This window comes from Actinoplanes sp. NPDC051405, from assembly GCF_055586185.1.
The window spans coordinates 218352-241936 of record NZ_JBVJIR010000008.1 but is presented as its reverse complement, the minus strand read 5'-3'; the positions used below and the strand labels follow the sequence as shown (position 1 = coordinate 241936).

General features: G+C 70.5%; 19 protein-coding genes and 1 pseudogene. 9 read left to right on the top strand and 11 right to left on the bottom strand.

Annotated features, from left to right (window positions below):
* Positions 1-577 precede the first annotated feature (577 nt).
* The gene (locus ACZ6S4_RS19490) at positions 578-1570 is read left to right on the top strand and encodes a polyprenyl synthetase family protein (RefSeq protein ID WP_465476372.1); all 993 of its coding nucleotides are present in this window, start codon (positions 578-580) and stop codon (positions 1568-1570) included.
* A gap of 131 nt (positions 1571-1701) precedes the next feature.
* On the opposite strand, the gene ACZ6S4_RS19485 is transcribed toward ACZ6S4_RS19490, so the two are convergent.
* A complete protein-coding gene (locus ACZ6S4_RS19485) occupies positions 1702-2913 on the bottom strand; it encodes an MFS transporter (protein WP_465476275.1) in 1212 nt (403 codons plus the stop codon).
* A gap of 153 nt (positions 2914-3066) precedes the next feature.
* On the opposite strand from ACZ6S4_RS19485, the gene ACZ6S4_RS19480 reads away from it, so the two are divergent.
* The 3 genes from ACZ6S4_RS19480 (at position 3067) to ACZ6S4_RS19470 (ending at position 5171) form a co-directional block, all read left to right on the top strand.
* Entirely contained in the window at positions 3067-3861 is a 795-nt protein-coding gene (locus ACZ6S4_RS19480) for an IclR family transcriptional regulator (protein ID WP_465476274.1), read from the top strand.
* Positions 3862-3972: 111 nt separating this feature from the next.
* A complete protein-coding gene (locus tag ACZ6S4_RS19475) occupies positions 3973-4467 on the top strand; it encodes a sigma-70 family RNA polymerase sigma factor (RefSeq protein ID WP_246595245.1) in 495 nt (164 codons plus the stop codon).
* Complete coding sequence (locus ACZ6S4_RS19470) at positions 4464-5171, top strand: anti-sigma factor family protein (protein ID WP_465476273.1); 708 nt, start codon at positions 4464-4466, stop codon at positions 5169-5171. Before ACZ6S4_RS19475 ends, ACZ6S4_RS19470 begins: the two co-directional genes overlap by 4 nt.
* Before the next feature lie 13 nt (positions 5172-5184).
* On the opposite strand, the gene rarD is transcribed toward ACZ6S4_RS19470, so the two are convergent.
* The 3 genes from rarD to eccE form a co-directional block, all read right to left on the bottom strand.
* Entirely contained in the window at positions 5185-6132 is a 948-nt protein-coding gene (gene rarD, locus ACZ6S4_RS19465) for an EamA family transporter RarD (RefSeq protein WP_465476272.1), read from the bottom strand.
* Between the two features lie 90 nt (positions 6133-6222).
* Complete coding sequence (locus tag ACZ6S4_RS19460; RefSeq protein ID WP_433723949.1) at positions 6223-6606, bottom strand: phage holin family protein; 384 nt, start codon at positions 6604-6606, stop codon at positions 6223-6225.
* Between the two features lie 402 nt (positions 6607-7008).
* On the bottom strand, positions 7009-8871 hold the full coding sequence (gene eccE / locus ACZ6S4_RS19455; RefSeq protein WP_465476271.1) for a type VII secretion protein EccE: 1863 nt from the start codon (positions 8869-8871) through the stop codon (positions 7009-7011).
* Positions 8872-9172: 301 nt separating this feature from the next.
* Here eccE and ACZ6S4_RS19450 point away from each other — a divergent pair, with 301 nt between their 5' ends.
* From ACZ6S4_RS19450 to ACZ6S4_RS19440, 3 genes and pseudogenes are all read left to right on the top strand, one after another.
* Positions 9173-9508, top strand: coding sequence for a WXG100 family type VII secretion target (locus tag ACZ6S4_RS19450; RefSeq protein WP_465476270.1), 336 nt, complete (start codon positions 9173-9175; stop codon positions 9506-9508).
* A gap of 24 nt (positions 9509-9532) precedes the next feature.
* Positions 9533-9826, top strand: a complete 294-nt coding sequence (locus ACZ6S4_RS19445; RefSeq protein ID WP_360821557.1) for a WXG100 family type VII secretion target — start codon at positions 9533-9535, stop codon at positions 9824-9826.
* A gap of 251 nt (positions 9827-10077) precedes the next feature.
* Positions 10078-10473: pseudogene (locus tag ACZ6S4_RS19440) on the top strand (SseB family protein); the annotation flags it as partial.
* A 1400-nt stretch (positions 10474-11873) separates the two neighbouring features.
* On the opposite strand, the gene ACZ6S4_RS19435 reads toward ACZ6S4_RS19440, so the two are convergent.
* Positions 11874-12119, bottom strand: coding sequence for a hypothetical protein (locus ACZ6S4_RS19435; RefSeq protein WP_465476379.1), 246 nt, complete (start codon positions 12117-12119; stop codon positions 11874-11876).
* Positions 12120-12867: 748 nt separating this feature from the next.
* Here ACZ6S4_RS19435 and ACZ6S4_RS19430 point away from each other — a divergent pair.
* Both ACZ6S4_RS19430 and ACZ6S4_RS19425 read left to right on the top strand, forming a co-directional pair.
* Positions 12868-13881 (top strand): SseB family protein, encoded by a 1014-nt coding sequence (locus ACZ6S4_RS19430; protein ID WP_465476371.1) that lies wholly within the window; start codon positions 12868-12870, stop codon positions 13879-13881.
* A complete protein-coding gene (locus ACZ6S4_RS19425) occupies positions 13878-14243 on the top strand; it encodes a hypothetical protein (RefSeq protein WP_465476269.1) in 366 nt (121 codons plus the stop codon). The genes ACZ6S4_RS19430 and ACZ6S4_RS19425 overlap by 4 nt, the downstream gene beginning before the upstream one ends.
* A 6-nt stretch (positions 14244-14249) precedes the next feature.
* Here the strand turns inward: ACZ6S4_RS19425 and ACZ6S4_RS19420 are convergent, their stop codons facing one another.
* The 6 genes from ACZ6S4_RS19420 to acs form a co-directional block, all read right to left on the bottom strand.
* Positions 14250-15170: an alpha/beta fold hydrolase gene (locus tag ACZ6S4_RS19420; RefSeq protein WP_433723958.1), complete on the bottom strand. Its 921-nt coding sequence runs from the start codon at positions 15168-15170 to the stop codon at positions 14250-14252.
* A gap of 18 nt (positions 15171-15188) precedes the next feature.
* On the bottom strand, positions 15189-15653 hold the full coding sequence (locus tag ACZ6S4_RS19415; RefSeq protein WP_465476268.1) for a hypothetical protein: 465 nt from the start codon (positions 15651-15653) through the stop codon (positions 15189-15191).
* Between the two features lie 109 nt (positions 15654-15762).
* A complete protein-coding gene (locus tag ACZ6S4_RS19410) occupies positions 15763-18132 on the bottom strand; it encodes an immune inhibitor A domain-containing protein (protein ID WP_465476370.1) in 2370 nt (789 codons plus the stop codon).
* 164 nt (positions 18133-18296) lie between these two features.
* Positions 18297-18686 carry a hypothetical protein gene (locus ACZ6S4_RS19405; RefSeq protein WP_465476267.1) on the bottom strand — a complete coding sequence of 130 codons (390 nt, stop codon included), beginning with the start codon at positions 18684-18686 and terminating at the stop codon, positions 18297-18299.
* A gap of 95 nt (positions 18687-18781) precedes the next feature.
* The gene (locus tag ACZ6S4_RS19400; RefSeq protein WP_465476369.1) at positions 18782-21190 is read right to left on the bottom strand and encodes an immune inhibitor A domain-containing protein; all 2409 of its coding nucleotides are present in this window, start codon (positions 21188-21190) and stop codon (positions 18782-18784) included.
* Positions 21191-21464: 274 nt separating this feature from the next.
* The gene (gene acs / locus ACZ6S4_RS19395; RefSeq protein ID WP_465476266.1) at positions 21465-23450 is read right to left on the bottom strand and encodes an acetate--CoA ligase; all 1986 of its coding nucleotides are present in this window, start codon (positions 23448-23450) and stop codon (positions 21465-21467) included.
* Between the last annotated feature and the right edge of the window lie 135 nt (positions 23451-23585).

Here is a 23585-nt window from a genome sequence, read left to right as displayed (position 1 = left end):
CCCGCGCTGCCCGCGCTGCCCGCGCTGCCCGCGCTGCCCGCGCTGCCCGCGCTGCCCGCGCTGCCCGCGCTGCCCGCGCTGCCCGCGCTGCCCGCGCTGCCCGCGCCCCGCCCGCAGCGCCGGACAGCCAGCCTCGCCATCCGGCAACCGCTACCGCGCTGCTGCGCCACGACGGCCGCGCTCCCGCACCTGCCAAGTCGCCCCGGTAGCAACCAGCAAACCGAGGCCATCCAGCAAGCGCAGCCGCGGCCCCTCCCGCGTGTGCAGCCCTGGCCGCCCCGCATGCATCACGGCGTCGCGACCAACTGCCGAAGAGCCCCAGAGCCGGCCGGGCCGCGGCGCAGACGGGTGTGCCATCTTTCCGTGGGCGCGGTGATTTCGCCCACCCTGCGCGGCGACCCGGCCGGCAGCAGCCTGATCAGCGGGAGCGGGCACCCACGCCGTGGCCTGCGCGGAGGGGACTTTTCCCGATCCGTACCTTCGGGCTCTTTTTGATCTTGCTGGTGGGACCCCTGGGCCCGCCCGGGTCGGGGTCGTATGGCATCGTGAAAGTGTGGTGAGCACCCGGGACAGCGCGCTGACGTCGTTCGGCCTCGACATCGACCCTGCGGTCGACGCGTCGGTGTCGGCGACGCTTGCTGTTGTGGAGGATGCGCTGCGCAGCAATGTCGCCAGTGCCGATCCGCTTGTGGCCGAGGCCGCCCGGCATCTCATGGACGCCGGTGGCAAGCGGTTCCGGCCGCTGATTCTTGCGCTGGGCGCGCAGATGGGTGACCCGACCCGGCCCGAGATCGTCCCGGCCGCCCTGGTCGTCGAGCTCACCCATCTCGCGACGCTGTACCACGACGACGTCATGGACGAGGCCACCGTGCGGCGCGGCGCTCCCAGCGCCAACGCTCGCTGGGGCAATTCCGTCGCGATTCTCGTCGGCGACTATCTCTTCGCGCGGGCGGCCGACATCGCCGCGTCGCTCGGGCCCGAGGCGGTGCGGCTGCAGGCGCGGACGTTCGCCCGGCTCGTGCACGGCCAGATCGCCGAGACCGCCGGGCCGCGTGGTTCCGATCCGATCGAGCACTACCTCGGCGTCATCGCCGAGAAGACCGCGTCGCTCATCGCGACGTCGGCGCGCTTCGGCGGCCTCTTCTCCGGCGTCACCCCCGAGCAGGTCGAGGCCCTCACCGGGTACGGCGAGACGATCGGCATCGCATTCCAGCTCTCCGACGACCTCCTCGACATCGCGTCGGAGTCGGTGCAGTCGGGCAAGACGCCCGGCACCGACCTCCGCGAAGGCGTCCCGACCCTGCCGGTCCTCTACGCCCTCGCCGGCGACGACACCGACGCCTCCGCCGTGCGGCTTCGTGAGCTGCTCGCCTCCGGGCCGCTGGTCGACGATGCCTTGCACGCCGAGGCGCTGGGCCTGCTCCGCGAGTCCGGCGCGATGAAGCGGGCCCGCGAAACCGTCCGGACGTACGCGGAGGAAGCCCGGTCCCAGCTCGCGCCGCTGCCGCAGGGCTCACCGCGCCAGGCCATGGAATCCCTCTGCGACTTCATCGCCGACCGCACCAGCTGAGCCGACCGCACCAGCTGAGCCGACCGCACCAGCTGAGCCGACCGCCCCCGCTCGCTCAGGCTGAGAGCCGCTGCGCCAGCGAGCCGAGCGAAGATCGCAGGGCCGGCCCGTTCGGGGCGTCAGCCGCCGTCTCAGGCCACCGCCGCACGGTTCGCGTGCCTTCGCAGCATGCGGCTCCCGAGCACCATCGCCCCCGCCGCCCACAGCATCGCGATCCCCGCCACCGTCCACATCGTCGGGTAGCCGGCCGCCGCAGCCAGCGCCCCCAGCCCCAGCGGCCCGATGCACCCGCCCGCATACACGCCGGTCTGCGTGATCGACGTGGCCGCCCCCGGCGCCTGCGGGTGCAGTCGGACCACGGCGAAGTTCATCAGCCCCGGCCACGCCCACCCGAGCCCGAAGCCCAGCACGACCCCCACGATCAGCGTCGCCGTGTTGAGCACCGCGAGCATCGCCAGGCCCCCCGCGCCCACGGTCAGCATGGCCGCGATCACGCTGATCTGCCGGTCCGGCATGCGGTCGGCCAGCCAGCCGCCGACGGTCCGCGCGGCGATCCCGACCGCGCTGCCCAGCGTCAGAGCCAGCCCGGCCGGGGCGGGCGCGACGCCGTCCGCGACCGCCGAGTCGACCAGGAACGTCCCCAGCGCGTTCGCGGAGCCGGCCGCCAGGGCCGCGCCGATGCCGATCACGATCAGCGCCGCCGTGGCCCGTTCGCCGCCGGCGGCCTTGGCCGCCCGGCCGTCTTCGCGTTCGACCGGGACGAGCCACAGCGCGGCGACCGCGCCGGCTGCGGCGAACACGAACGCCCACCGCCACCCCAGGGTCAGAGCCACCACCGGTACGGCCGCGCCCGCGAGCAACGAGCTGACGGGGATCGCCGCCTGTTTCACGCCGAACGACAGCCCCTGCCGCCGGACCGGTACGTGCCGGGACAGGCTGGTGTTGCTCGCCAGCTGGCCCATGGCGTTCGCACCCGCGCCCAGGGCCAGGATCGCGATGAGGCTCCACAGTGAGCGGGCGGCGACCGCGATCGTCAGCAGGGACGCCGCCGCCAGGGAGATGCCGGCCCGGGCGATCGTGGTCGAGCCGTAGCGTTCCACGAGCGCGCCGGCCGGCACGGAGGCGAGTGCGCTGGCGCCGAAGTAGGACGAGACCGCCAGTCCCAGTCCCGCCGGGCTGAATCCGAGTTCGTCGCTGATCTGAACCGCGAGACCGCCGACGAGGAATACCGGGACCGAACAGGCGATGGTGGTGGTGAGGGCGCTCGTCACGGCCCGCCGCGGGGTTACCGCGTTCGCGCTGGTCGCGGCGGTTCCGCCAGGGGTGATCGGTAGTTCGGCCATCAGTCGGAGAGTATGCCCGGACCGGCGTGAGCCAAGACGGTGAGTGTTAATGACCACACGTCGCGTAGATATCAGTCATGGTCGACACGCTTCAGGCATTCCGTCGGAGGAAGATTATTCATATGGTGTAAGTCCCCGGCGTCGGAGGTGGCTGTGCGCGACCCCCTGGCGGAGCCGTCAGATCTCATCCGGAGCGTGTCACGCGCCTTGCGTGTACTCGAATCGGTGGGTCGGGCCCCGCGCGGACTCACCGTGAAACAGATCGCTCGGCGATGCGAGCTGACCGTTGCGACGACGTATCACCTTGTCCGTACCTTGGCGTACGAGGGCTACGTGATCCGTCGTGAGGACGGCACCTACATCGTCGGTCTGGAGATCGCGGATCGGTACCGTGAACTGGTCTCCGCCTTCCGCGGGCCGCCGTCCGTCGGTGAGGCGTTGCGCCGGGCCGCGGTCGAGACCGGTTACAGCCACTATCTGGGCCGCTTCGTCGGCGGCCGGATCGCGGTGACCGCGTCCGCCGAGGGTGCCCGGTCGCCGTTCATGGACGACATGGTGCCCGGCTTCGACGAGGGCGGTCATGCCACCGCGCTCGGCAAGGCGCTGCTCGCCACGCTCACCGCCGACCAGCGCGCCCGTTATCTGCGTGACTGGGGCATGCGGGCGTTCACCCCGGCCACGCTGACCTCACCGGAGGCGCTCGAGGCCGACCTGGCCGCCGGTGAGCGCCGCGGGATGCAGCTGGAGATGGGCCAGTTCCGCCAGGGCCTGGCCTGTGCCGCGGTCAACGTCGTCGCCGACCGGGACATGGAACGCCGGCTCGTGCTGGCCTGCGCCCTGCCGGCCGCCGAGATGCTGACCTCCGCTCGAGTGGTCCGGGCCAAGCTCACCGCCGCCGCCCGCAGCGTCGCCGAAGCCCTCTCCACGGGGGACGCCGCCACCGCCTGACCTGCTGAACTGCCGGCTTAAGACTCCGTTGAACCGCCCGACCCCACTGCACGTAGTACGGGTTGGAACGCGCGGAGGAGGTCGGCAGGCTTGGAGGATCAGGATGCCGAGCTGTTGCGTGCGCTGCAGGACGAGCACGGGGAAGCACTGTTCGCGCACGCCGTACGCCTCTCCGGGGGCGACCGGCAGCGGGCGGAGGACCTGGTGCAGGAAACGCTGCTGCGGGCCTGGCGCTACCCGGAAGCGCTCGACCCGGAACGCGGCGCGGTGCGGTCATGGCTGTTCACCACCGCGCGCAACCTGGCTATCGACGCCTGGCGACGCCGGTCGGTCCGGGTGGGCGAGGTGGTCACCGACATGATTCCCGAGCCGCCGCCCAGCGCGGACGAGGCCGACCGGGCCGTGGAGGCCTGGACGGTCGCGGAAGCCCTGGGACGGCTGTCCCAGAGTCACCGCGAGGTCCTGGTGGAGTGCTTCTACCAGGGGCGTTCGGTGGCCGAGGCCGCCGCGCGGCTGGGGGTGCCGCCCGGCACGGTCAAGTCGCGCACGCACTACGCACTGCGTTCGCTGCGCCTGGTTCTGGACGAGATGGGGGTGACGGGATGAGATGCGACCACGAGCACGACGACGGCGCGTACGTCCTCGGCGCCCTGTCGCCCGCCGAGCGCGCCGCCTACGAGCGGCACCTGGCCACCTGTTCCTTCTGCCGCGAGGCCGTGGCGGACATCGCTGTCCTGCCCGGCCTGCTGGGCCGGCTCGACCCCGACGACTTCGAGAAGCTGCTCGCCCCCGACCTGCCACCGCCCCGGAACCGGCGCAACAGCATGCCGGACCTGGTCATGGCGGCGCAGTCCACGCGACGCGAGGAACGCCGCCGGGTCCGCTGGCGGGTGCTCGGCTCGGCGCTGACCGCGGCCTGCCTGGCGCTGGTCGTCGGCATCGGCGCCGTGTTCTGGATGGGCCGCGGGGCCCCACCGGACCCGTCGGTGCCGGGCCCGACGGTCGCGATGACCCCGGCCAACGAACGTGTGCCGGTGACCGCCCGGATCAACCTGGCCTCGGCCGGCGGCGGCACCCGGATCAACCTGATCTGCTTCTACAACAAGGGTGACGCGGCGTCGGAGCCGTACACGATCCGGCTCATGGCGTACGGGCCCGACGACGAGAGCGAGCAGCTCGGCTCGTGGACGGCGTCACCCGGCAAAGAGGTCAAGATGTCCGGCCTGACGCACTTCACCGCGGGGACGCTCTCCCGGCTGGCGCTGGTGCGTACGGATGACCGGACCCTGCTCTCCTACGACGTGCCCTGACGGGTTCTGCTCGTCAGCGCGGCGGAAGGGCGGCGGCCGGCTCGGCGGTGGCGGCCGCTGAGGCGGCCGCCGTCCTCCCTTTGGCGGCGGCCCGGGCGCCTCGCAGGCCGTCCACGGTGAAAATGATCAGCGCGACCCAGACCAGCGCGAAGCCGGCCAGCCGGGCCGGCGGCATCGGCTCGTGGAAGAGCAGCACCCCGCAGGCGAGCTGCAGGATCGGCGCGACATATTGCAGGATGCCGATGCCGACCAGCGGCACCCGGTTGGCCGCGGCGGCAAAGAGCATCAACGGTACGGCGGTAGCGACGCCGGCCAGCAGCATCAGCACCGTGTGCCAGGCCGACACATGCCCGAACTCCGCGCCGCCGGTCGCGTTCAGCCAGCCCAGGTAGCCCAGCGCGGGCAGCGCCAGTACGGCGGACTCGATGAACAGGCCCTCGGCGGGCGGCAACGCGAGCCGCTTCTTGATCAGGCTGTACGACCCGAAGCTGGCGGCCAGCACGAGCGCGATGTACGGCAGGTGCCCGTAGTCGACGGTCAGCACCGCGACGGCCAGCGCGCCGAACCCGATGGCGATCCACTGCCACAACCGCAGCCGCTCGCGCTGCACAGTCACGCCGAGCAGCACGACGACCAGCGGCGTGATGAAGTAGCCCAGTGCTGTCTCGACCACCCGCGAGGAGTTGACCCCGTAGATGTAGGTCGCCCAGTTCACGCCGATCAGCACGGCGGCGAGGGTGATGCCGCCGAGCAGCCGGCGGTCGCGCACGATGCGGCCGAGGAAGTGCAGGTTGCGCATGGCGAGCAGCACGAGGCTGATGAACACCACGGACCAGATCACCCGGTGCGCCAGGATCTCCAGCGGCGGGGAGGGTGCGAGCAGCTTGAAGTAGATCGGAAAGAAACCCCACAACGCGTACGCCGTGAGGCCGTACAGATAGCCTCGCCGTTCCTCGCCCATGCACTCACCGTAAGGTGCCCGCGGCGGGTCCGCTCCTTGCTTATGTTCTAGCTCACCAGGCCAATCGGACGGTGGCGGCCCGCGCCCGGCTCAGTCGTCGCCGCCGTCCGGGACCAGCATGTTGAGCACCCAGCTCACGACGCCGACCAGCAGGGCGCCCAGGATCGCGCTGGGCCAGAAGTCGTCCACGTGGAACGGCAGGTCGAACTGCCCGGCGATCCAGCTGACCAGCAGGAACAGCAGGCCGTTGATGACCAGGGAGATGAGCCCCAGGGTCAGCACGTAGAGCCCGCAGCCGATGGTCTTGATGATCGGGCGCAACACCGCGTTGACGATCCCGAAGATCGCCGCGACGGCGAGCAGCGCGCCGATCTGACCCCCGAGGGAGTCCGTGGTGAGGCGGATGCCGTCGATCACCACGGTCGCGATCCACAGCGATACGGCGGTGATGACCAGCCGGATGAGGATGCCCATGGCACGGGATGGTGCCATGGCCGGGCCACCCGGCGGGGCGACACTCCACGATCTTGTCCAGGTCGTTGCGCTCGATCCACCGGCGTCGCTCGCCGGGCTCGGCCGGCCGGCCGGATGAGCCCGGCCCGGATCCAGCCGGCCCTGGTGAGCCGGGCCTGGTCGGCCGGGCCTGGTCGGCCGTGCCGTAGTCGGCCGGGCCTGGTGAGCCGGGCCTGGTGAGCCGGGCCTGGTCGGCCGGGCCGTAGTCGGCCGGGCCTGGTGAGCCGGGCCTGGTCGGCCGTGCCGTAGTGGGCTGGGCCGTAGTCAGCCGGGCCTGGTCGGCCGGGCCGTAGTCGGCCGGCCCTGGTGAGCCGGGCCTGGTCGGCCGGGCCTGGTCGGCCGGGCCTGGTCAGCCGGGTCTGGTCAGCCGCGGACCGGTGAGCCGATCAGCTGGGCCTCGATCGGGGTCTGGGAGAGCACCGCCCAGCGGACCGCCCGCCGGTTGATCACTCCGACCATGTCGGCGCGGATCTGGGTCAGCCACTTCGCCGCCTCGCCCAGCCCCAGGGCCGCGCCCACGAGGGCCGCCTCCTCCGGGCGCAGCGGCTGCACGAGCAGCAGATCGGCCCGGGACGCCGCGTCGGCGTCGGCCGGGCTGAAGTCGTCGCGGACCACCAGCGTGGCCTGCCAGCCGGCGCCCGGGCGGTTGTCGGCGCCGACCGGGCCGATGTCGACCACCACGAGCAGCGGGTGCAGCGCCGAGCCCGGCGGAATCTCCACGGCCCGGCCCGGCGGGATGACCGCGATCGCCTCACCGGGCACTGCCGCGCCCCGGACGAACGGCTCCCAGGCCTGCGGGCGCGCTGTCTGCACGACCACCCGGGCGCCCAGGGCCATCGCCCGCAACGCCACCAGCTGGGCGCAGCGCACGCCGCCGACCAGCAGCGCCCGGGTCTGCTCGGGCCGGAACAGCCGGGCGATCACCGGCTCGCCCTTGCGGTTGCTGCCGATCATCAGGCCGGCGTTGCCGATCGGGAGCTGCAGGTCGTCGAGCAGGTCGGTGCGGGCCACGTCCGGGCTGGGCCGGCCGGGGAGCCCGGGGCTCGTCGGGATGCCCAGCGGCAGGGTGGCGGTCAGTCCGTCGAGGTGCTCGCCGTCGAGCCGGCGGGCGGTGGCGTGTTCGCCGGCGAGCAGCTTGCGCAGGGCCTGCGTGGCGAAGGAGAGGGCCGCGGTGTCGGGGGCGGCCAGCCGGACGGTCAGGTCGGTGGCTGTGTCCGTACCGGTGGCGGAGCGTGGGCCGACGCCCAGCGCGACCGTCGTCGCGGCCGCCGGCAGGGTCAGCATCCGGGCCACCAGCCGGCGGGAGGTCTCGATGCGCAGGTCGGGCCAGCGGCGCAGCCGGAACGTGGCCTGGGTCAGGCTGCCCACGCGCAGGCCGGGCCAGGTCTCCTGGGCCGCGCCGATACCGTCGTCGTGGGCCAGCTCGGCGACGACCCGCAGGGCCGCGGCCTCGCCGAGCGGCCGGGCCGGCGTCGGGCCGAGCCGGCGCAGCAGCTTGCGGACCAGACCGGACAGGGCCCGCCGGAGGTCCTCCTCCGGCCAGCCCTCGGCACGCAACACGCGCACGGCCAGCAAGGCCCGGCTGTGGCCGAGCAGGCGGCCATCGGTGAGCTGACGGTACGAGTTCGCCGGGGTGCCGCCGCCGGCCCGCAGCGACGGGGCCGGCGCCCCCACGAGGATGAGCTGAAGGCGGCACGGCGGGTGCTCGGCGCCGGTGGGCGGCAGCAGGCCCGCGGGGGACGGCAGGATCACGGTCTCCTCGGCGAGCAGGCCGTTCGGGTCGCCCAGCTCCAGCACGGCGGTAAGGCCGTAGCCGTCGACGATGACCGCGGCCGGGTCGCCGGCGAGCTCGGTCTGCTCGATGCGGGCGCCGGGCGCGACGAACTCGAGCAGGGCGGCCGGACCGTCCGCGGCCGGCGCGGTGTGCCGGCGGCCGGCGAAGCGTATCGCCGTGCCGAGCCACTCGAACGCCCAACGGCCACGCAGCCGCAGCCACGTGACAGCCAGCAGCACGATCGCCACGAAGGCCGCGGCGGCGAGCGCGATCGGGCCGTTCAGAGCACCGACGAGTAAGGCGACGGCCGCTACTTGAGTGCTGACCCACTGACCGGTGCGAATACCGAACAATCGTCCATGTCGGACACGTTGGGTGCGTACCTTCGGCAGCCGCTCGCCCGCGCCGCTCAGCTCGGGGAAGTCCCGGCCACCCACCAGGTCTGCCGTCACCGTCGCGCCCGCCTCTCCCTGAATCGCTGCCTGAGCGGCCTCATCGTATGGCGCGCGTCGCGTACGCAGGGGGCGGCGTCGATATCCACAGGTTGTCCGACGGGACTACCGTGGCTGCGTCCGGCCCGTTACCCTCAGCGACGGCAATGAATGAACGGCAGCTCAGGGCCGCCCCCCACCACTGTGCGGGAGCGGTTAATCTGAGGGCCACGTCAGCGCACCCGGGCTCGTCCAGCAGGGCTCGTCCAACGGGGCTCATCCATACCGGACCCGGTGCGAGACAGACGATCAAGAAAGCGGGGTGACGTCCGGGGTGTCCGAGACGACGCAGGCAAATTCCGGGGACATGGCGAAGGTTGCCGGTGAGTTCGACCAGGTCAACCACGAGCTGACCAGGATGCTGAAGAAGCTCATGAACGAGCTTTCCGTGCTGCAGTCGGCCTGGGTCGGCAGCGGTGGCCGGGCGTTCGAGTCCGTGAAGAACCAGTACCAGCAGGACCTCGCGCAGCTCAACAAGGCGCTCGCCGACACCGCCGAGTCGATCAAGACCTCCGGCACCGGCTACGACGCGTCCGACTCCTCGGCCGCCAGCCTGGTGACCAAGTCCGGTGGCGGCGGCGTCAGCCTTCCCCTCTAACTCCGACCTGGAAAGGAGCACGACATGAGTGACGGTCTGCTTCGCGTCAACTTCAGTTCCCTGGCTCAGGCCGGCGTCGACATCAACAAGGCTGTCAACGAGCTCGACACCAAGCTCAGCCACCTCGACTCCGTCGCGCGTCCGCTGGTGGACACGTGGGAGGGCAAGGCCCAGACGGCGTACCACCAGCGTCAGCTGAAGTGGACAAATGCCGCCACCGACCTCAAGAACATCCTCCGCGACATCCAGATGGCCGTCGAGCAGTCCGCGCAGGACTACGCGGCGACGGAGAGCAGCGCGGAGAAGCGCTTCCTCTGAGTCCCGAGGCACCCATCTCGCGGCACGGCCGGGACATCTCGTTCCGGCCGTTTCCGTGTCACCGGCCGGGTCGGCTACCCCGGGTCATCGGGCAGTATCGTTGCGCGACACAATCATGCTCTGACGGGCACCGATGACGCCGCTGGACACCTTCTCGGCTGTATGCGTACAGCCGCCCATTGTGATCGTGGCCTGACCTTGTAGGTTGTACGCGTTGAGATGGCCCGTTCGCCGCGAAGGGAGAGGTGGACGTGACCGAGTGGGAACCGGCTACGGACGCCGAGATCGCGATGCGCAACGCACTGCGCACCGACGACCAGGAGTCCTACTTCCGCATTCTCGCCGGTGTCGACCTGCTCCTTCCGGTCTCGGCCGACGCCCTCGCCGGCCTCGCCCCGCTCGGCTGGGGCACGTGGAGCACCGGCGGCCGTACGCACGTCCTCGCCTTCACCTCGCCGTCTGCGCTGCAGGCCTGCCTGGCTGATTACACCGGCTCGGCTCGCCGCGTCGCGTACGCGGAACTGGCCGACACCTGGCCGAACCTCGAATGGTGGCTGGCGGTCAACCCCGGCCTGCCCATCGAGGGATACCTGCCGGCCTGGTTCGTGGCCCAGCTCTCCCGGGGTGACCTGCGCCTGCCGACCCGCGGCCCGGGCCCGGCGGGCAGCAACGCCCCGAACCGCATCCAGGACCTGCACGCAGCCGCAACCCTGGCGGCGACGGCGGCGGCTCAGGGCTACAACGCCTCGAACTATGCGGCTCCGGCGTCCGGCGGGCCGATCCAGGGCAGCCCGGCGCCTTCGTACAGTGCTCCGGGGTCAGACGCTCCCGGCTCCGGTGACGCCTCATATGGCGGTCCCGACCCGGGCGGCTCGGCTTACAGCGGTTCCGGCTCGGGCGGTCCGGCTTATGGCGGTTCGGGTCCGGGCGGTTCTGGCTCGGGCGGTCCGGCTTATGGCGGTTCGGGTCCGGGCGGTTCCGGCTCGGGCGGTCCGGCTTATGGCGGTTCGGGTCCGGGCGGTTCCGGCTCGGGCGGTCCGGCTTATGGCGGATCGGGTCCGGGCGGATCGGGTCCGGGTGGGTCTGGTCTCGGTGGGTCTCGTCCCGGTGGATCCGATTCGGTTGATCGCGGTGCCGGGGCCTCGGCCTACGGCGATCCCGCGTCCGGTGGTTCTGGTCCTGGTGGTTCCGCTTATGGCAGTGCCACCTCGGGTGGCCCTGCTTATGGCGGTTCTGGGTCCGGTGGCGCGGTCTCAGGTGGCGCTGTGGCCGGTTCGGCTGCGCCCGGGGGGTCGGCGGCTTCGACCGGTTCCGGGTATGCCGGTGGGGCCACGCCTGGAAGCCGCTACTCCGACTCGAAGGCTGGGCAGCCGGCCGACGCCGGTTCCGGTGGACAGGTCGGTCCGGGTGGACTGCCGCTGCGGACGCCGGGTGCGGTGCTGCCGAGTGGGCTTCCCTCCCGCGTGCCGGGCACTCCGGCCGGGCAGGACAGTGGGATTCCCGGCGGGCAGTTCAACGGCTTCGGCACGTCTGGTGGTGCTCGTCCGGCCCAGCCGGGTGGCTACGCCGACCAGCCTGGAGGCTACGCCGATCAGTCTGATGATCGTGGTCGACCTGGTGGCGCGCGGGAGCCCAGCGCGTTCGCGGGGGAGTCCGGCGGTTCTGGACCCGGTACTTCGGCCCAGCCTGCGGCGCCGGGCCGGTCCGCGGGTGACGTGCCTGCTGCCTACCGGCCGCCGACCTTGCCCCCGAGTGGCCCAGCACGTGCCGACAGCTCCGGGGTGCCTGCGCGGTCTGCTTCCGCTCCCAGCGCGCTCGATGCTCTGGGCAGCCGGGGCGGCTCCTCGGCGGAGCGGAGCCCAGGTTCCGGCAGCACGCCGCCGCTACCCACGCGAACGCCGATGGCTCAGACGCCACCCCTGCCCGCACACATCCCGCCGCCGGACACCGACGACGCGACGCCGGATCAGCCGGCCGTGAGCGGCACCGGAGCGATCTCGGCCAAGCTCGCCGCGCGTGACGGCGCGATCTCCGCCAAGCTCGCCGGTCAGGCCGCCGCCAAGGAGGCCGGCTCCACGCCGGCCGCCTCGGATCGGGTCGAGCCGGGTGCCGACGACCAGAGCAAGGGCCCGGGTGGTCTGCCCCGCCGCCAGGTCACGCCGCCCGAGGAACGGCCTTCCTCCATGGCCGCGGCCGCCCAGGCGCTCGCCGGGAACCGCAACCCGGCGTCGACCCAGCCGTCGACCGCCCAGCCGTCGACCGCCCAGCCGTCGACCGCCCAGCCGTCGACCACCCAGACGCCCTCGACCGGGCCGGCCAGAGGGAATCAGCCGGGTGGTTCAGATCAGTCGCAGGGCGGCCAGCCGCAGCCCGGGTTGGCCCCACCGGTCATCCCCGGCGCGGGCGGTGCCGGCCGGTCCCCATACGTCCCGGCCGCAGCGGCTCGCCCCACCATCCCGCCGGCATCAACCGACCAGCGGTCGGGGACGCCGGGCTCAACGGATCAACGGTCGGGGACGCCGGGCTCAACGGATCAACGGTCGGGGACGCCGGGCTCAACGGATCAACGGTCGGGAACGCCGGGCTCAACGGATCAGCGGTCCGCCAGGCCCGGATCCTCGGACCAGCGGCCGGCCACGCCGGGATCAACAGACCAGCGGCTGAGTACACCGGGATCGACCGACCAGCGGCCGGGTACACCGGGCTCAACGGATCAGCGGTCCGGTACACCCGGATTGACCGACCAGCGGTCGGCTACATCGGGACAGACCGACCAGCGGCCGGCCACCCCTGCACCCGCTGATCGACCCCGGAATGCCCCCACACCGGAAGATCACGCGCAGAACCGACAGGGTTCGACCGACCAGCCGCAAACCTCCTCCGACAGCCGCGATACCTCCAGCCCTCAGCCGAGCACCGACCCGCAGCAGCCAGCCACGACCGGCCCAGCCACGACCGACTCAGCCGCAACCGGCGGAGGCCCGATCGGCGGAGGCGCGACAGGCGGAGGCGCGACAGGCGGAGGCGCGACCGGCCCAGGCGTGACCGGCCCGACCGCGGCAACCTCGGGCATGACCGGCCCGGGCATGACCGGCGACACCGGCGACGACTTCGAGGAAGACTTCGTCCCGGCGAACGAGGTCGAGCGCGACCTCTACCGCGCCGTCGATGAGGCCAGCACCGATTCCTTCCTCTCCACCTTGTTGCTCGCCACCGTGCTCGTTCCCGTCGCGCACAACTCGCGGCCCGGCAGCGCTCCCGGTGAGTCCGGTTTTGCGTTCCGGACCGAGGAGATCGAGGGTGACCGGTTCCTGGTCGTCTTCACCAGCCGGGACCGGCTCGCCGAGCATTTTGCCGAGCCGACCCGCACGGTCGGGGTCCGCTTCGTCGATCTGATCCGCAACTGGCCCGACCCGGCCTGGTCGTTCGCGGTCAATCCGACCTCGCCGATCGGCGCCAGGTATCCCGGCCCGCAGGTCATCGCGCTGGCCAGCTGGGCCGTGGAGGCCGGGCTCGGCGGCGACCCGATCGACGCGCCCGCTGAGTTGCCGCAGCGGCCTGCTGAGCCGACCGCGCAGCTCACCGTCATGCAGAAGGCTGTGCCGGCCGAGCAGATCGACTACTACCTCGAGCGGGGTTACGACCGGGTCGCCGGGTTCGTGCACCGCGCCGGTGAGGTTGAGCATCTGCGGGCGCCGGGCGAGCTCTTCTCGGCGCTCGGGCTGGTCTACGACGGTTCGCCCTATCAGGCGGATGCCAAGGAGGCCTTTGTGCTTCGCTGGCCGGCGCACCGGCCCAGCCTCTACCGCATCCCGTACGGCGGCCAGAGCGAACAGGCATTGCGGGCCATGGACGGCTGGGTCATCGAGCGCCCACCGTTCCGGGGCAACGGTTTCGCCCCCGGTGAGGGCAAGGACGTCATCGCGGAGTTCAAGGTGGACAGTGTGCGGCTGCCGCACGGTGCGCAGTTGTGGCGGATCGCCGACGGCGCCGAGCAGCTGATCGCCGTCTTCGACTGTGACGCGCCGGTGTGGCGCCGGGTCGGTGAGCGGTGATGCGCGACGGGTACGTGGTCAACTGGCACGGCCGGGAGTACGACGCCGCGCCCGACGGGGAGAACGTGCGGGTCTATGCGCCCGAGCCCGCCGACGGCTTCACCGAGGTGCGGCCCGGTCGCTTCGTCCGGGTGCTCAAGCCCGGCGAGTTCGGTGAGCTCGTCTACATCCGCACGACCTGTTCATGGCGCGGTGAGCCGTTCATCGTGCTCGCCGAGGCCGACAACTGGCTGCGCCTGGAGTACACCGGTGGCCGGGCGCCGGTCGCCCGTGAGCTGGGCCTGGAGGAGTTCGACTTCGGGGTCTACCAGGGCTGGGCGCCGGCGCACGAGGTCACCCAGCTCTATGAGCACCGCGTCTGACGAACCTCAGGCCTTCAGCCAGCGGAGGATCTCGCCGGTGACGAGGTCCGGCGCTTCCTGGTGCAGGAAGTGGCCGGCGTCCGGGATCAGGCGCCACTCGTACGGCGCGATCACGTAGCGGCCCGAGCCCTGCGCCGTGCGGGGCAGCACCGCCGTGTCCAGCTCGCCGTGCATCTGCAGTGTCGGGGTGACCAGCGGCTGCTGCATCAGCTTGACGAACCGGTAGCCCTGCAACCGCAACGCCGACCGGAACACCCACCTGTACGCCTCCAGCGCACAGAACGCCGCCTGCGGGATCTGCATGGCCTCCCGGCACCGCGCGACGTACTCCTCGAACGCGGCCGTCTGCGTCCATCTCGGACCGCTCCAGTGCTCGATCAGCTCGCCGACCAGGGCCGCGTCGTTCTTCGTCAGCACGTGCTCGTAGCGGGGGACCTGGAAGCGCAGGATCGACGCGCTCGCCGCCGCCTGGCCGCGGGGGTCGGCGAACAGCGCCGCGCGCAGCCGCAACGGGTGGGCCGCGCCGAGCACCACGAGCCGGCTGACCATCTTGGGGTGGAAGGCCGCCGCCGCCCAGCCGATCATGCCGCCGGCACCCGCCCCGACGATCATCGCGGAGCGTTCGCCGAGGGCCCGGATCAGGCCGGTCACGTCGGCGGCCATCGTGTAGCCGTCGTAGCCGCGCGGGGGCTTGTCGCTGGCGCCGTAGCCGCGCAGATCGATCGCGACCGCCCGGAAGCCCGCGTCGGCGAGCCGGGTCAGCACGTCGTGCCACGCCCACCAGAACTCGGGGAAGCCGTGCAGCAGCAGGACGAGCGGTCCGGTGCCCGCCTCGACCACGTGGAAGCGGCTGCCGTTGGCGCCGACGAAACGGTGGGTCCAGGGACCCTCCGTCAGTACGCACGCCTCGTCCACCTGGGCACTCATGCGAACCAGCGTACGGGCCTAGGGAAAGTGCTGGATGGCACCCATGCTCACCGGGATGCCCGCACCACAGTCGATGCGCAGTTTGGCCGGGGTCAGCGCGGCCTTGATGTGGTCACCCTCGGCCAGCTTCGTCCCCTTGTCCGAGTACATCGCGTAGGCGACGCCGTCGAAGGTGACCAGGCCGTAACAGGGGCCGGTGCCGCCGCGGGTGATGGTGCCCTCGATCCAGCCGGGTGAGCGGACGATGTCCGTCGGCGTCTTGGGGATGCCGGCCGGCTTGGAGGGCGCCGGGCCGGTGGGCACCGAGTTGTACGGGCCGCTGGGCGAGACGGCGGGCTCGCTGGATGGCGTGACGGAGGTCGCCGAGACGCTGGGCGTGACCGGCACGGAGGTGCCCGGTGCCACCGGAGACCCGGCTGAACAGGCCGTCAGGCTCGTGAGGACCAGGAACGTTGCTGCGGCCGTACGGGAAAACGAGATCATGACCCACCTCCGTGAGTGAGACCCGGGCCCGGCCCTGCGGGTTCCCGTGGGGGTGAGAAAAGGGCGACGCCCGGGGCCGAGGCCCCGGGCGTCGCTGTGCTGCGGTGGATCAGGAGAACTTGACCTTGAGCGAGGTGCCGCTCTGCTCGACGACCTTGATCTTGACGCCCACGGCCGGCAGCTTGACGCCGGCCCACGGGATCTCGTCGTAGAAGTACTTCTTGGTGTCGTCGAAGGTCGGCTGCGCGGCCTGGCCCCGGATGTAGCTGGGCTTGCCGTTGACGTGCAGCGTGAACGAGTCGGCCTTGGTCAGGCCGAACGGCGCGTCGTAGAGCTGGATGCGCGCCCGCCAGGGCTGGCCCTCGAGGTTGTAGAACGGTGCCGGGTGGCTGTCCACGATCAGGTTGCGGCCCTGACCGGGGTGCTGGTTGACGTTGTTGTCGGCGAACGACGTGTCGTTGTACGAGATCAGCAGACCCTGCTGGTACGAGAAGTGCTCGGCCCAGTCCGGCTTGGTGGTCGGCCAGCCGAAGTTGTACGGGCCCGTCTTCAGGTACTTGTCGTACGACGTGTACGTGCGGTTGCCGGCGATGTAGAAGTTGTCGTACTCGGCGGTGATCGAGTCACCCTCGACGCTGAAGCCGGCAGCGGTCCAGGCCGGGGTGCCCTCGGCACCGTCGGTGGAGACCGCGGCACCGTTCACCGTGATGGTGAGGTCGTCGCCGAAGAAGCCGCCCGCGGACAGACCACCGTCGGTGATGTAGTGCAGGCGGACCTGCACCGTCTTACCGGCGTACGCGGTCAGCGGGATGCTGATGTTCTTCCACTCGCCACCGCTGTCGCCACCCAGGGCCGGACGCGGCGGCACAGCGCCGTCGACGCCCAGCGGGGCACCGTCGACCGTGCCGTTGAGCGCGGTCCACGCCTTGCCGTCGGTGGAGGCCTCGAAGTAGAGGTAGTCGTAACCCTCTTCGATGTTGTAGCGGCCCTTGAGGTCGAACGACGCCGAGGTGGCCCCGGTGAGGTCGACCGACTTGGTCAGCGTGGTGTTCAGGTTGTCGTCGTTGCCGGAGAAGTACTGCTTCTCGCCGGCAAACGGCGCACCGAGGTCGGTGGTGACCTCCTTGTCGGGCAGGACCACGACGGCGGCCTGCGCCTTGGCGCTGTTGTACTCCTGCGGGCCGAGCTCGAGGGTCTTCTTCTGACCCGCGACCAGGGTCTCGTAGTCCAGCCAGCCGAGCTGCAGCTTCTGCCAGGCACCGAGGTCGCCCGGGCGCGTGCCGAGGGGCTCGCCGGCGCCGGAGAGACGGCTCTGGGCCATCAGGGTCCAGAACTCGCTGTTGTTGTTCGTGCCACCGGAGGTGTCGTAGTCGTCCGGCAGGCCGAGGTCGTGGCCGTACTCGTGAGCGAAGACGCTCAGGCCGCCGTTCTCGGGCTGGACAGTGTAGTCACCGATCCAGACGCCGGTGTTGCCGATCTGCGTGCCACCCGCCTTGTTGGTGGCGGGGCCGGTGATCCCGGCCGAGGTGTTGTACGCGTACCAGCGGTGCGCCCAGATGGCGTCCTCACCCTGCTGCGGGTCACCGTCGGACTGGTCGCCGCCGGCGTGGACGATCTGGAAGTGGTCGATGTAGCCGTCCGACTCGTTGAAGTCGCCGTCACCGTCGAAGTCGTACCGGTCCCACTGGTCGTAGGACTTCATGTCGGCGGCGATCTGCGCATCCGAGCGGCCGGCGGCCTTCTGGTCGGCGACCCACTTGTTGGCGGCGTCGGTGACGAGCGCCCACATGTTGGTGTCGGTGCAGACGCCGTTGACGTCGCAGTCGCGACCGTAGCGGGCCTCGTTGTAGTTGACCTTGACCCAGTCGGAGACCTCGCCGTCGACGCTGTAGCGGCCGGACGACTGGGTCTCGTAGTAGGTCTTCAGCGACTCGACGCCCTTGCCCTCACCGAAGTACAGCTCCTGGTAGTGGGCCCGGTTGTAGTCGGGCTGCCACACCGTGGTGTTGTCCTTGGTGCGATCGGGCGAGGGGATCTTGTTGTGCAGCGGACCCTCGAACGTGGTCGGGCCCGGGGTGAGCGGGTCGCTGTCGACGTCCGGGTAGTTCGGGTGCCGGTCGTTGCCGAACTCCGCCAGGATCACGAAGATCTTGTCGGTCCGCTCGTTGGTGAGCTCGACGTACTGGTCCTGGCCGGCGTTGGCGACGCGGCGGTTGGTCTCGCCGCCACCGCGCGTCTTGCCGACCTTGGCCACGGTGCTGCCGCCGCGCTGCTGCGTCTTGACCGTGCCCTTGAGGATGCCGTTGATGGCCTCCTCGCGCAGCTCGCGGCGCTTGTCCTCGAACGGGTTGGGCAGCTCGTCCACGGGGGCCTTCTTGCTGGCCGTCGCCGGGGCCGGGTCCACCGGAGGGGCCGCCATCGCCGCGGCCGGGAGCATGATCCCGGCACTGCTGACCATTGCGGCACCGAGTAGTCCCACGACTACTTTGCGCACGTACTACCTCCGTTGACGTGACCGATCGCTGGGTGCAGCTGATCGGCGGAAAACGGCCCCGTGATTCGGGGCTCACGTGAACGTATGCAAACAGTCAGATGTATGGAAGTGCTGGGGCCAAAAGAAAGGGAATCTTTATGCGGGCGCGCTCAGCCGACCGGCGTCAAGGTCTTGACCTCGACCAGAGTGCCGGCCCCGCAAGCGATATCCAGCGTCGACGGGCTGACGTCGGCCTTTATCCGAATGCCGATGGTCAATGCCCGACCCTTGGCTTCATAGAGGGCATATTGGACGCCGTCGTCGGTGACGAGGCCGTAGCAGGGTCCTGAGCCGCCGCGGTTGACCGTGCCGACGATGAGCTCGGTGGCCTTGATGTCGTCGGTCGGCTCGCTCGGCGGGGCGGTGGGCCGGGTCAGGGTCGGCAGCGGGGTCACGGTCCGCTCGGCCCGCGGGGGAGCGGCGGTGGGCTCGTTGCCGGCGGCGCACCCGGACAGCACGGTCATGGCGGCGGCGAGCACGAGGATCCCGGTTCTGGTCACGGCCCCTTGGACGGACCGGCAATCTTCGCGGTTCCCCGGAAACGGGACGGCGCCCGGGGAGTGGACTCCCCGGGCGCCGCTCGTGCTGATCGGGATCAGCTGAACTTGACCTTCATGGACGTACCGTTGACGTCGACGACCTTGATCTTGACGCCGACGGCGGGCAGCTTGACGCCGTGGTTCGGCAGCTCGTCGTAGAAGTACTTCTTGGTGTCGTCGAACAGCGGCTGCGCGGCCTGGCCCCGGATGTAGCTGGGCTTGCCGTTGATGTGCAGCGTGAACGAGTCCGCCTTCTTGAGGCTGAACGGCGCGTCGTACACCTGGATGCGGGCCCGCCAGGGCAGTCCCTCGAGGTTGTAGAACGGCGCCGGGCGGCTGTCGATGTACAGGTTGCGGCCGCTGCCCGGGTGGACGTTGGTGTTGTTGTCGACCTGCGAGGTGTCCCAGTAGGAGATGAGCAGACCCTCCTGGTACGAGTAGTGGTCGACCTTGTCCGGCAGGGCCGGGAGGTAGCCGAAGAAGTACGGGCCGGTCTTCAGGTACTTGTCGTACGACACGTAGCTGCGGTGGCCGGCGATGTAGAAGTTGTCGAACTCCTCGACCGAGGCGGCGCCGACGATCGAGAAGCCGTCCAGGGTCCAGGTGGTGGCACCCTCGGCGCCGTCGGCCAGCACGGTCGCGCCGTCCGCGGTGATGGTGACGTCGTCACCGAAGAAGCCGCCCTCGGAGACACCGCCGTCCGTCAGGTAGTGCAGGCGGAAGTCGACCTTTTTGCCCGCGTACGCGTTCAGCGGCACCGCGATGTCGACCCACGCGCCGGCGGTGCTGCCGGTCAGCGCCGGCGTTCCGCTGGCGTCCGTCGGGAAGGCCGCACCGTTGACCGTGCCGTTGAGCCGGGTCCAGGTGGTGCCGCCGTCCGTCGAGGCCTCGAAGTAGAGGTAGTCGTAGTCCACCTCGATGTCGTAGCGGCCCTTGAGCGTGACCCCCGCCGTGGTCTTGCCGGTGAGGTCGATGGTCTTGCTCATCGAGTTGTTCAGGTCGTCGGCGTTGCCGGAGAAGAACTGACCCTCACCCGCGAACGGCGCACCGAGATCGGTGGAGACCTCCTTGTCCGGGAGTACGACCACCGCGGCCTGAGCCTTGGCCGTGTTGTACTCCTCCGGACCCATGTTCAGGGTCTTGGACTGCCCGGCCACGATCGTCTCGTAGTCGAGCCAGCCGAGCTGCAGCTTGTTCCAGGCACCGAGGTCGCCCGGGCGGGTACCGATGCCCTGGTCCTCCTTGGCGCTGAGCCGGCTCTGGGCCATCAGGGTCCAGTGCTCGTTGTTGTTGTCGCCGCCACCGGAGGTGTCGTAGTCGTCCGGCAGGCCCAGGTCGTGGCCGTACTCGTGCACGAAGACCGACAGGCCGCCGTTCTCCGGCTGGATCGTGTAGTCGCCGATCCAGATGCCGGTGTTGCCGATCTGGGTGCCGCCGAGCAGGTTGCCGGCCGGGCCGGTGCGGCCCTGGTCGGTGCCGAAGGCGTACCAGCGGTGGCTCCAGATGGCGTCCTCACCCTGGTACGGGTCACCGTCGGCCTGGTCGCCGCCGGAGTGGACGATCTGGAAGTGGTCGATGTAGCCGTCCGACTCGTTGAAGTTGCCGTCGTTGTCGAAGTCGTAGCGGTCGTATTCGTCGAACGACTTCATGTCGGCGGCGATCTGGGCGTCGCTGCGGCCGGCGGCCTGCTGGTCGGCCACCCACTTGTTGGCGGCGTCGCGGACCAGGGCCCAGGTGTTGTTGCAGACGTTGCTCGCGCAGACAGCCGGGTCGTCGCCGTTGGCGTCGGTGGGCAGGTCGTTCGAGCGGCCGTAGCGGGCCTCGTTGAACGGGACCTTCACCCAGTCGGTGACCTCGCCGTCGACGCTGTACCGGCCGGAGGACTGGCTCTCGAAGTAGGTCTTGACCGACTCGACGCCCGTGCCCTCGCCGAAGTAGAGGTTGCGGTAGAAGTCGGCCGAGTAGTCCGCCTGCCACACCGTCGAGTTGTCCACGGCGCGGTTCGGCTCGGGAATCTCGTTGTGCAGCGGTCCGTCGAAGCGCGCCGGGCCGGGCACGGTGGGAGCCATGTCCTTGTCCGGGTAGCTGGGGCTGCGCTCGTTGCCGAACTCGGTCAGGATCACGAAGATCCGGTCGGTCCGCTCGCGGCTGATCTCGACGTACTGGTCCTGACCCGTCTTGGCGACGGCCCGGTTGCTGGTGCCGGAGCCCTGCGTCCGACCGACCTTGACGACCGAGCTGCCGTTCTTGGTCACGGCCTTGGCCTCGCCGCTGACCACGTCGGCGACTGCCTGCTCGCGCAGCGCGCGGCGCTTGTCCTCGAGGGGGTTGGGCAGATCGTCGACAGGTGCTGAGTTGGCATCGGCCTTAGCGACCGGCGCTGGATCCACTGGCGGGGCGGCGTTGGCACCGGCGGGGAGCATGACCCCGACGCTGGTGACCATCGCGGCGCCGAGTAGTCCCACGACCACCTTGCGCACTACGTGTACCTCCGTTGACGTGACCGAGCGCTGGGGTTGCAGCGGACGGCGGTAAACCGGCCTCGGATTCGAGGCTCACGTGAACGTATGCAAACACACCTATGTCTTGGAAGAGTCCCGGGATATTGATGAGCGATGGTTACGCATTATGGTTTTTCCATCATGCAAGTACCGGCATATACCCGAAAGTGGACTGTGCACATGAAACGGCGGCAGACCTGCACGATCGCAGGGCTGCCGCCGTTTATCGACAACTGTCTCAGTCTTCGGACTTCCCGGCCTGCATACCGGAGGAGATCAGATCCATCACCGCGGAGTCCTGCAACGTCGTGACGTCACCCAGCGAACGGTTCTCAGCGACGTCCTTGAGCAGGCGCCGCATGATTTTGCCGGACCGCGTCTTGGGCAACTCGGCCACCAGCATGATCTGGCGCGGCTTGGCGATCGGGCCGAGCTTCTTGGCGACGTGGCTGCGCAGATCCTGAATGAGCTTCTCGCCGGCATCACCCGAAGTGTCCACATTTCCACGTGGGATGGTGAAGGCCACGATCGCCTGGCCGGTGGTCGGGTCGGTCGCGCCGACCACCGCGGCCTCGGCCACCGACGGGTGCGACACCAGGGCCGACTCCACCTCGGTGGTCGAGATGTTGTGCCCGGAGATCAGCATGACGTCGTCGACCCGGCCGAGCAGCCAGAGCGAGCCGTCGGCGTCCTTCTTGGCGCCGTCGCCGGCGAAGTAGATCCACTCGTCGCCGACACCCGCGCCCTTGCCGAAGCGCGACCAGTACGTGTCCTTGAAACGCTGCTCGTCACCCCAGATGCCGCGCAGCATCGACGGCCACGGCTCGCGCAGCACCAGGAAGCCGCCACCGCCGTTCGGCACCGACTCGGCCTCGTCGTTGACCACGTCGGCGGAGATGCCCGGCAGCGGGGTCATCGCCGAGCCCGGCTTCGAGGCGGTCACGCCGGGCAGCGGCGAGATCATCATCGCGCCGGTCTCGGTCTGCCACCAGGTGTCCACAATGGGAGCGTTGTCGTGGCCGACATGCTCGCGGTACCACATCCAGGCCTCGGGGTTGATCGGCTCGCCGACGCTGCCCAGGATGCGCAGCGACGACAGGTCGTACTTGGCCGGGATGTCGTCGCCCCACTTCATCATCGTGCGGATGAGGGTGGGTGCGGTGTAGAGCAGGCTGACCTTGTACTTGTCGACGATCTCCCAGAACCGGCCGCGGTGCGGGGTGTCCGGGGTGCCCTCGTACATGACCTGGGTGGCGCCGTTCGACAGTGGACCGTAGACGATGTACGAGTGGCCGGTCACCCAGCCGATGTCGGCCGTGCACCAGTAGACGTCGGTCTCCGGCTTGATGTCGAAGACCGCGTTGTGGGTGTACGAGACCTGGGTCAGGTAACCGCCGGTGGTGTGCAGGATGCCCTTGGGCTTCCCGGTCGTGCCCGAGGTGTAGAGGATGAACAGCGGGTGCTCGGCGTCGAACGCCTGCGCCTCGTGCTGGTCACTGGCCTGCTCGACGGTCTCGTGCCACCACAGGTCCTTGTCGCCCCAGGTGACGTCCTCGCCGGTGCGGCGCACGACCAGCACGTGCTCGATGCTCGGGCACTGCGCGACGGCCTCGTCCACGGTCGGCTTGAGCGCCGAGGGCTTGCCCCGCCGGTAGCCGCCGTCGGCCGTGATGACCAGCTTGCAGTCGGCGTCCTGGATCCGGGTGGCGAGCGCGTCGACGGAGAAGCCGCCGAAGACCACGCTGTGCAGCGCGCCGATGCGGGCGCAGGCCAGCATCGCGACCGCGGCCTCCGGGATCATCGGCAGGTAGATCGCCACCCGGTCGCCGGCCGTCACGCCCAGCTCGGTCAGCGTGTTCGCCGCCTGGCTGACGCTGCGGAGCAGGTCCGCGTACGTGATGGTGCGGGTGTCGCCGGGCTCGCCCTCCCAGTGGATGGCCACCTTGTCGCCGTTGCCGGCCTCGACGTGGCGGTCCACGCAGTTGTAGGCGATGTTGAGCTCACCGCCGACGAACCACTTGGCGAACGGCGCGTTCGACCAGTCCAGCACCTGGTCCCAGGGCTTGGCCCAGTGCAGGCGCCGGGCCTGCTGCTCCCAGAACGCCTCGCGGTTGTCGTCGGCCTCCTGATATGCCGCGGCCTTGACGTTGGCGGCGGCGGCAAGCTCGGCCGGCGGCGGGAACGTCCGCGTCTCCGAGTACAGGTTCTCCAGTGTCTCGCTCATGAGGGCGGCTCCTCTGCCATGACCGGTCGCTTCGTCTGAACACTAGTTCTGCCGGGGTGGCCCGGCGAGAGTTGCAAGCTGTAGTGCCCTGTGGCCGCGCCGAATGGCAATCCGCGCGCGCCGATCGGGCACGAG

Coding starts and splice junctions, on each gene's coding strand:
- ACZ6S4_RS19485 (WP_465476275.1), bottom strand. CDS start 2,913: ATGGCCGAACTACCGATCACCCCTGGCGGAACCGCCGCGACCAGCGCG.
- ACZ6S4_RS19415 (WP_465476268.1), bottom strand. CDS start 15,653: ATGATCTCGTTTTCCCGTACGGCCGCAGCAACGTTCCTGGTCCTCACG.
- acs (WP_465476266.1), bottom strand. CDS start 23,450: ATGAGCGAGACACTGGAGAACCTGTACTCGGAGACGCGGACGTTCCCG.
- ACZ6S4_RS19460 (WP_433723949.1), bottom strand. CDS start 6,606: ATGGGCATCCTCATCCGGCTGGTCATCACCGCCGTATCGCTGTGGATC.
- ACZ6S4_RS19445 (WP_360821557.1), top strand. CDS start 9,533: ATGAGTGACGGTCTGCTTCGCGTCAACTTCAGTTCCCTGGCTCAGGCC.
- rarD (WP_465476272.1), bottom strand. CDS start 6,132: ATGGGCGAGGAACGGCGAGGCTATCTGTACGGCCTCACGGCGTACGCG.
- ACZ6S4_RS19420 (WP_433723958.1), bottom strand. CDS start 15,170: ATGAGTGCCCAGGTGGACGAGGCGTGCGTACTGACGGAGGGTCCCTGG.
- ACZ6S4_RS19470 (WP_465476273.1), top strand. CDS start 4,464: ATGAGATGCGACCACGAGCACGACGACGGCGCGTACGTCCTCGGCGCC.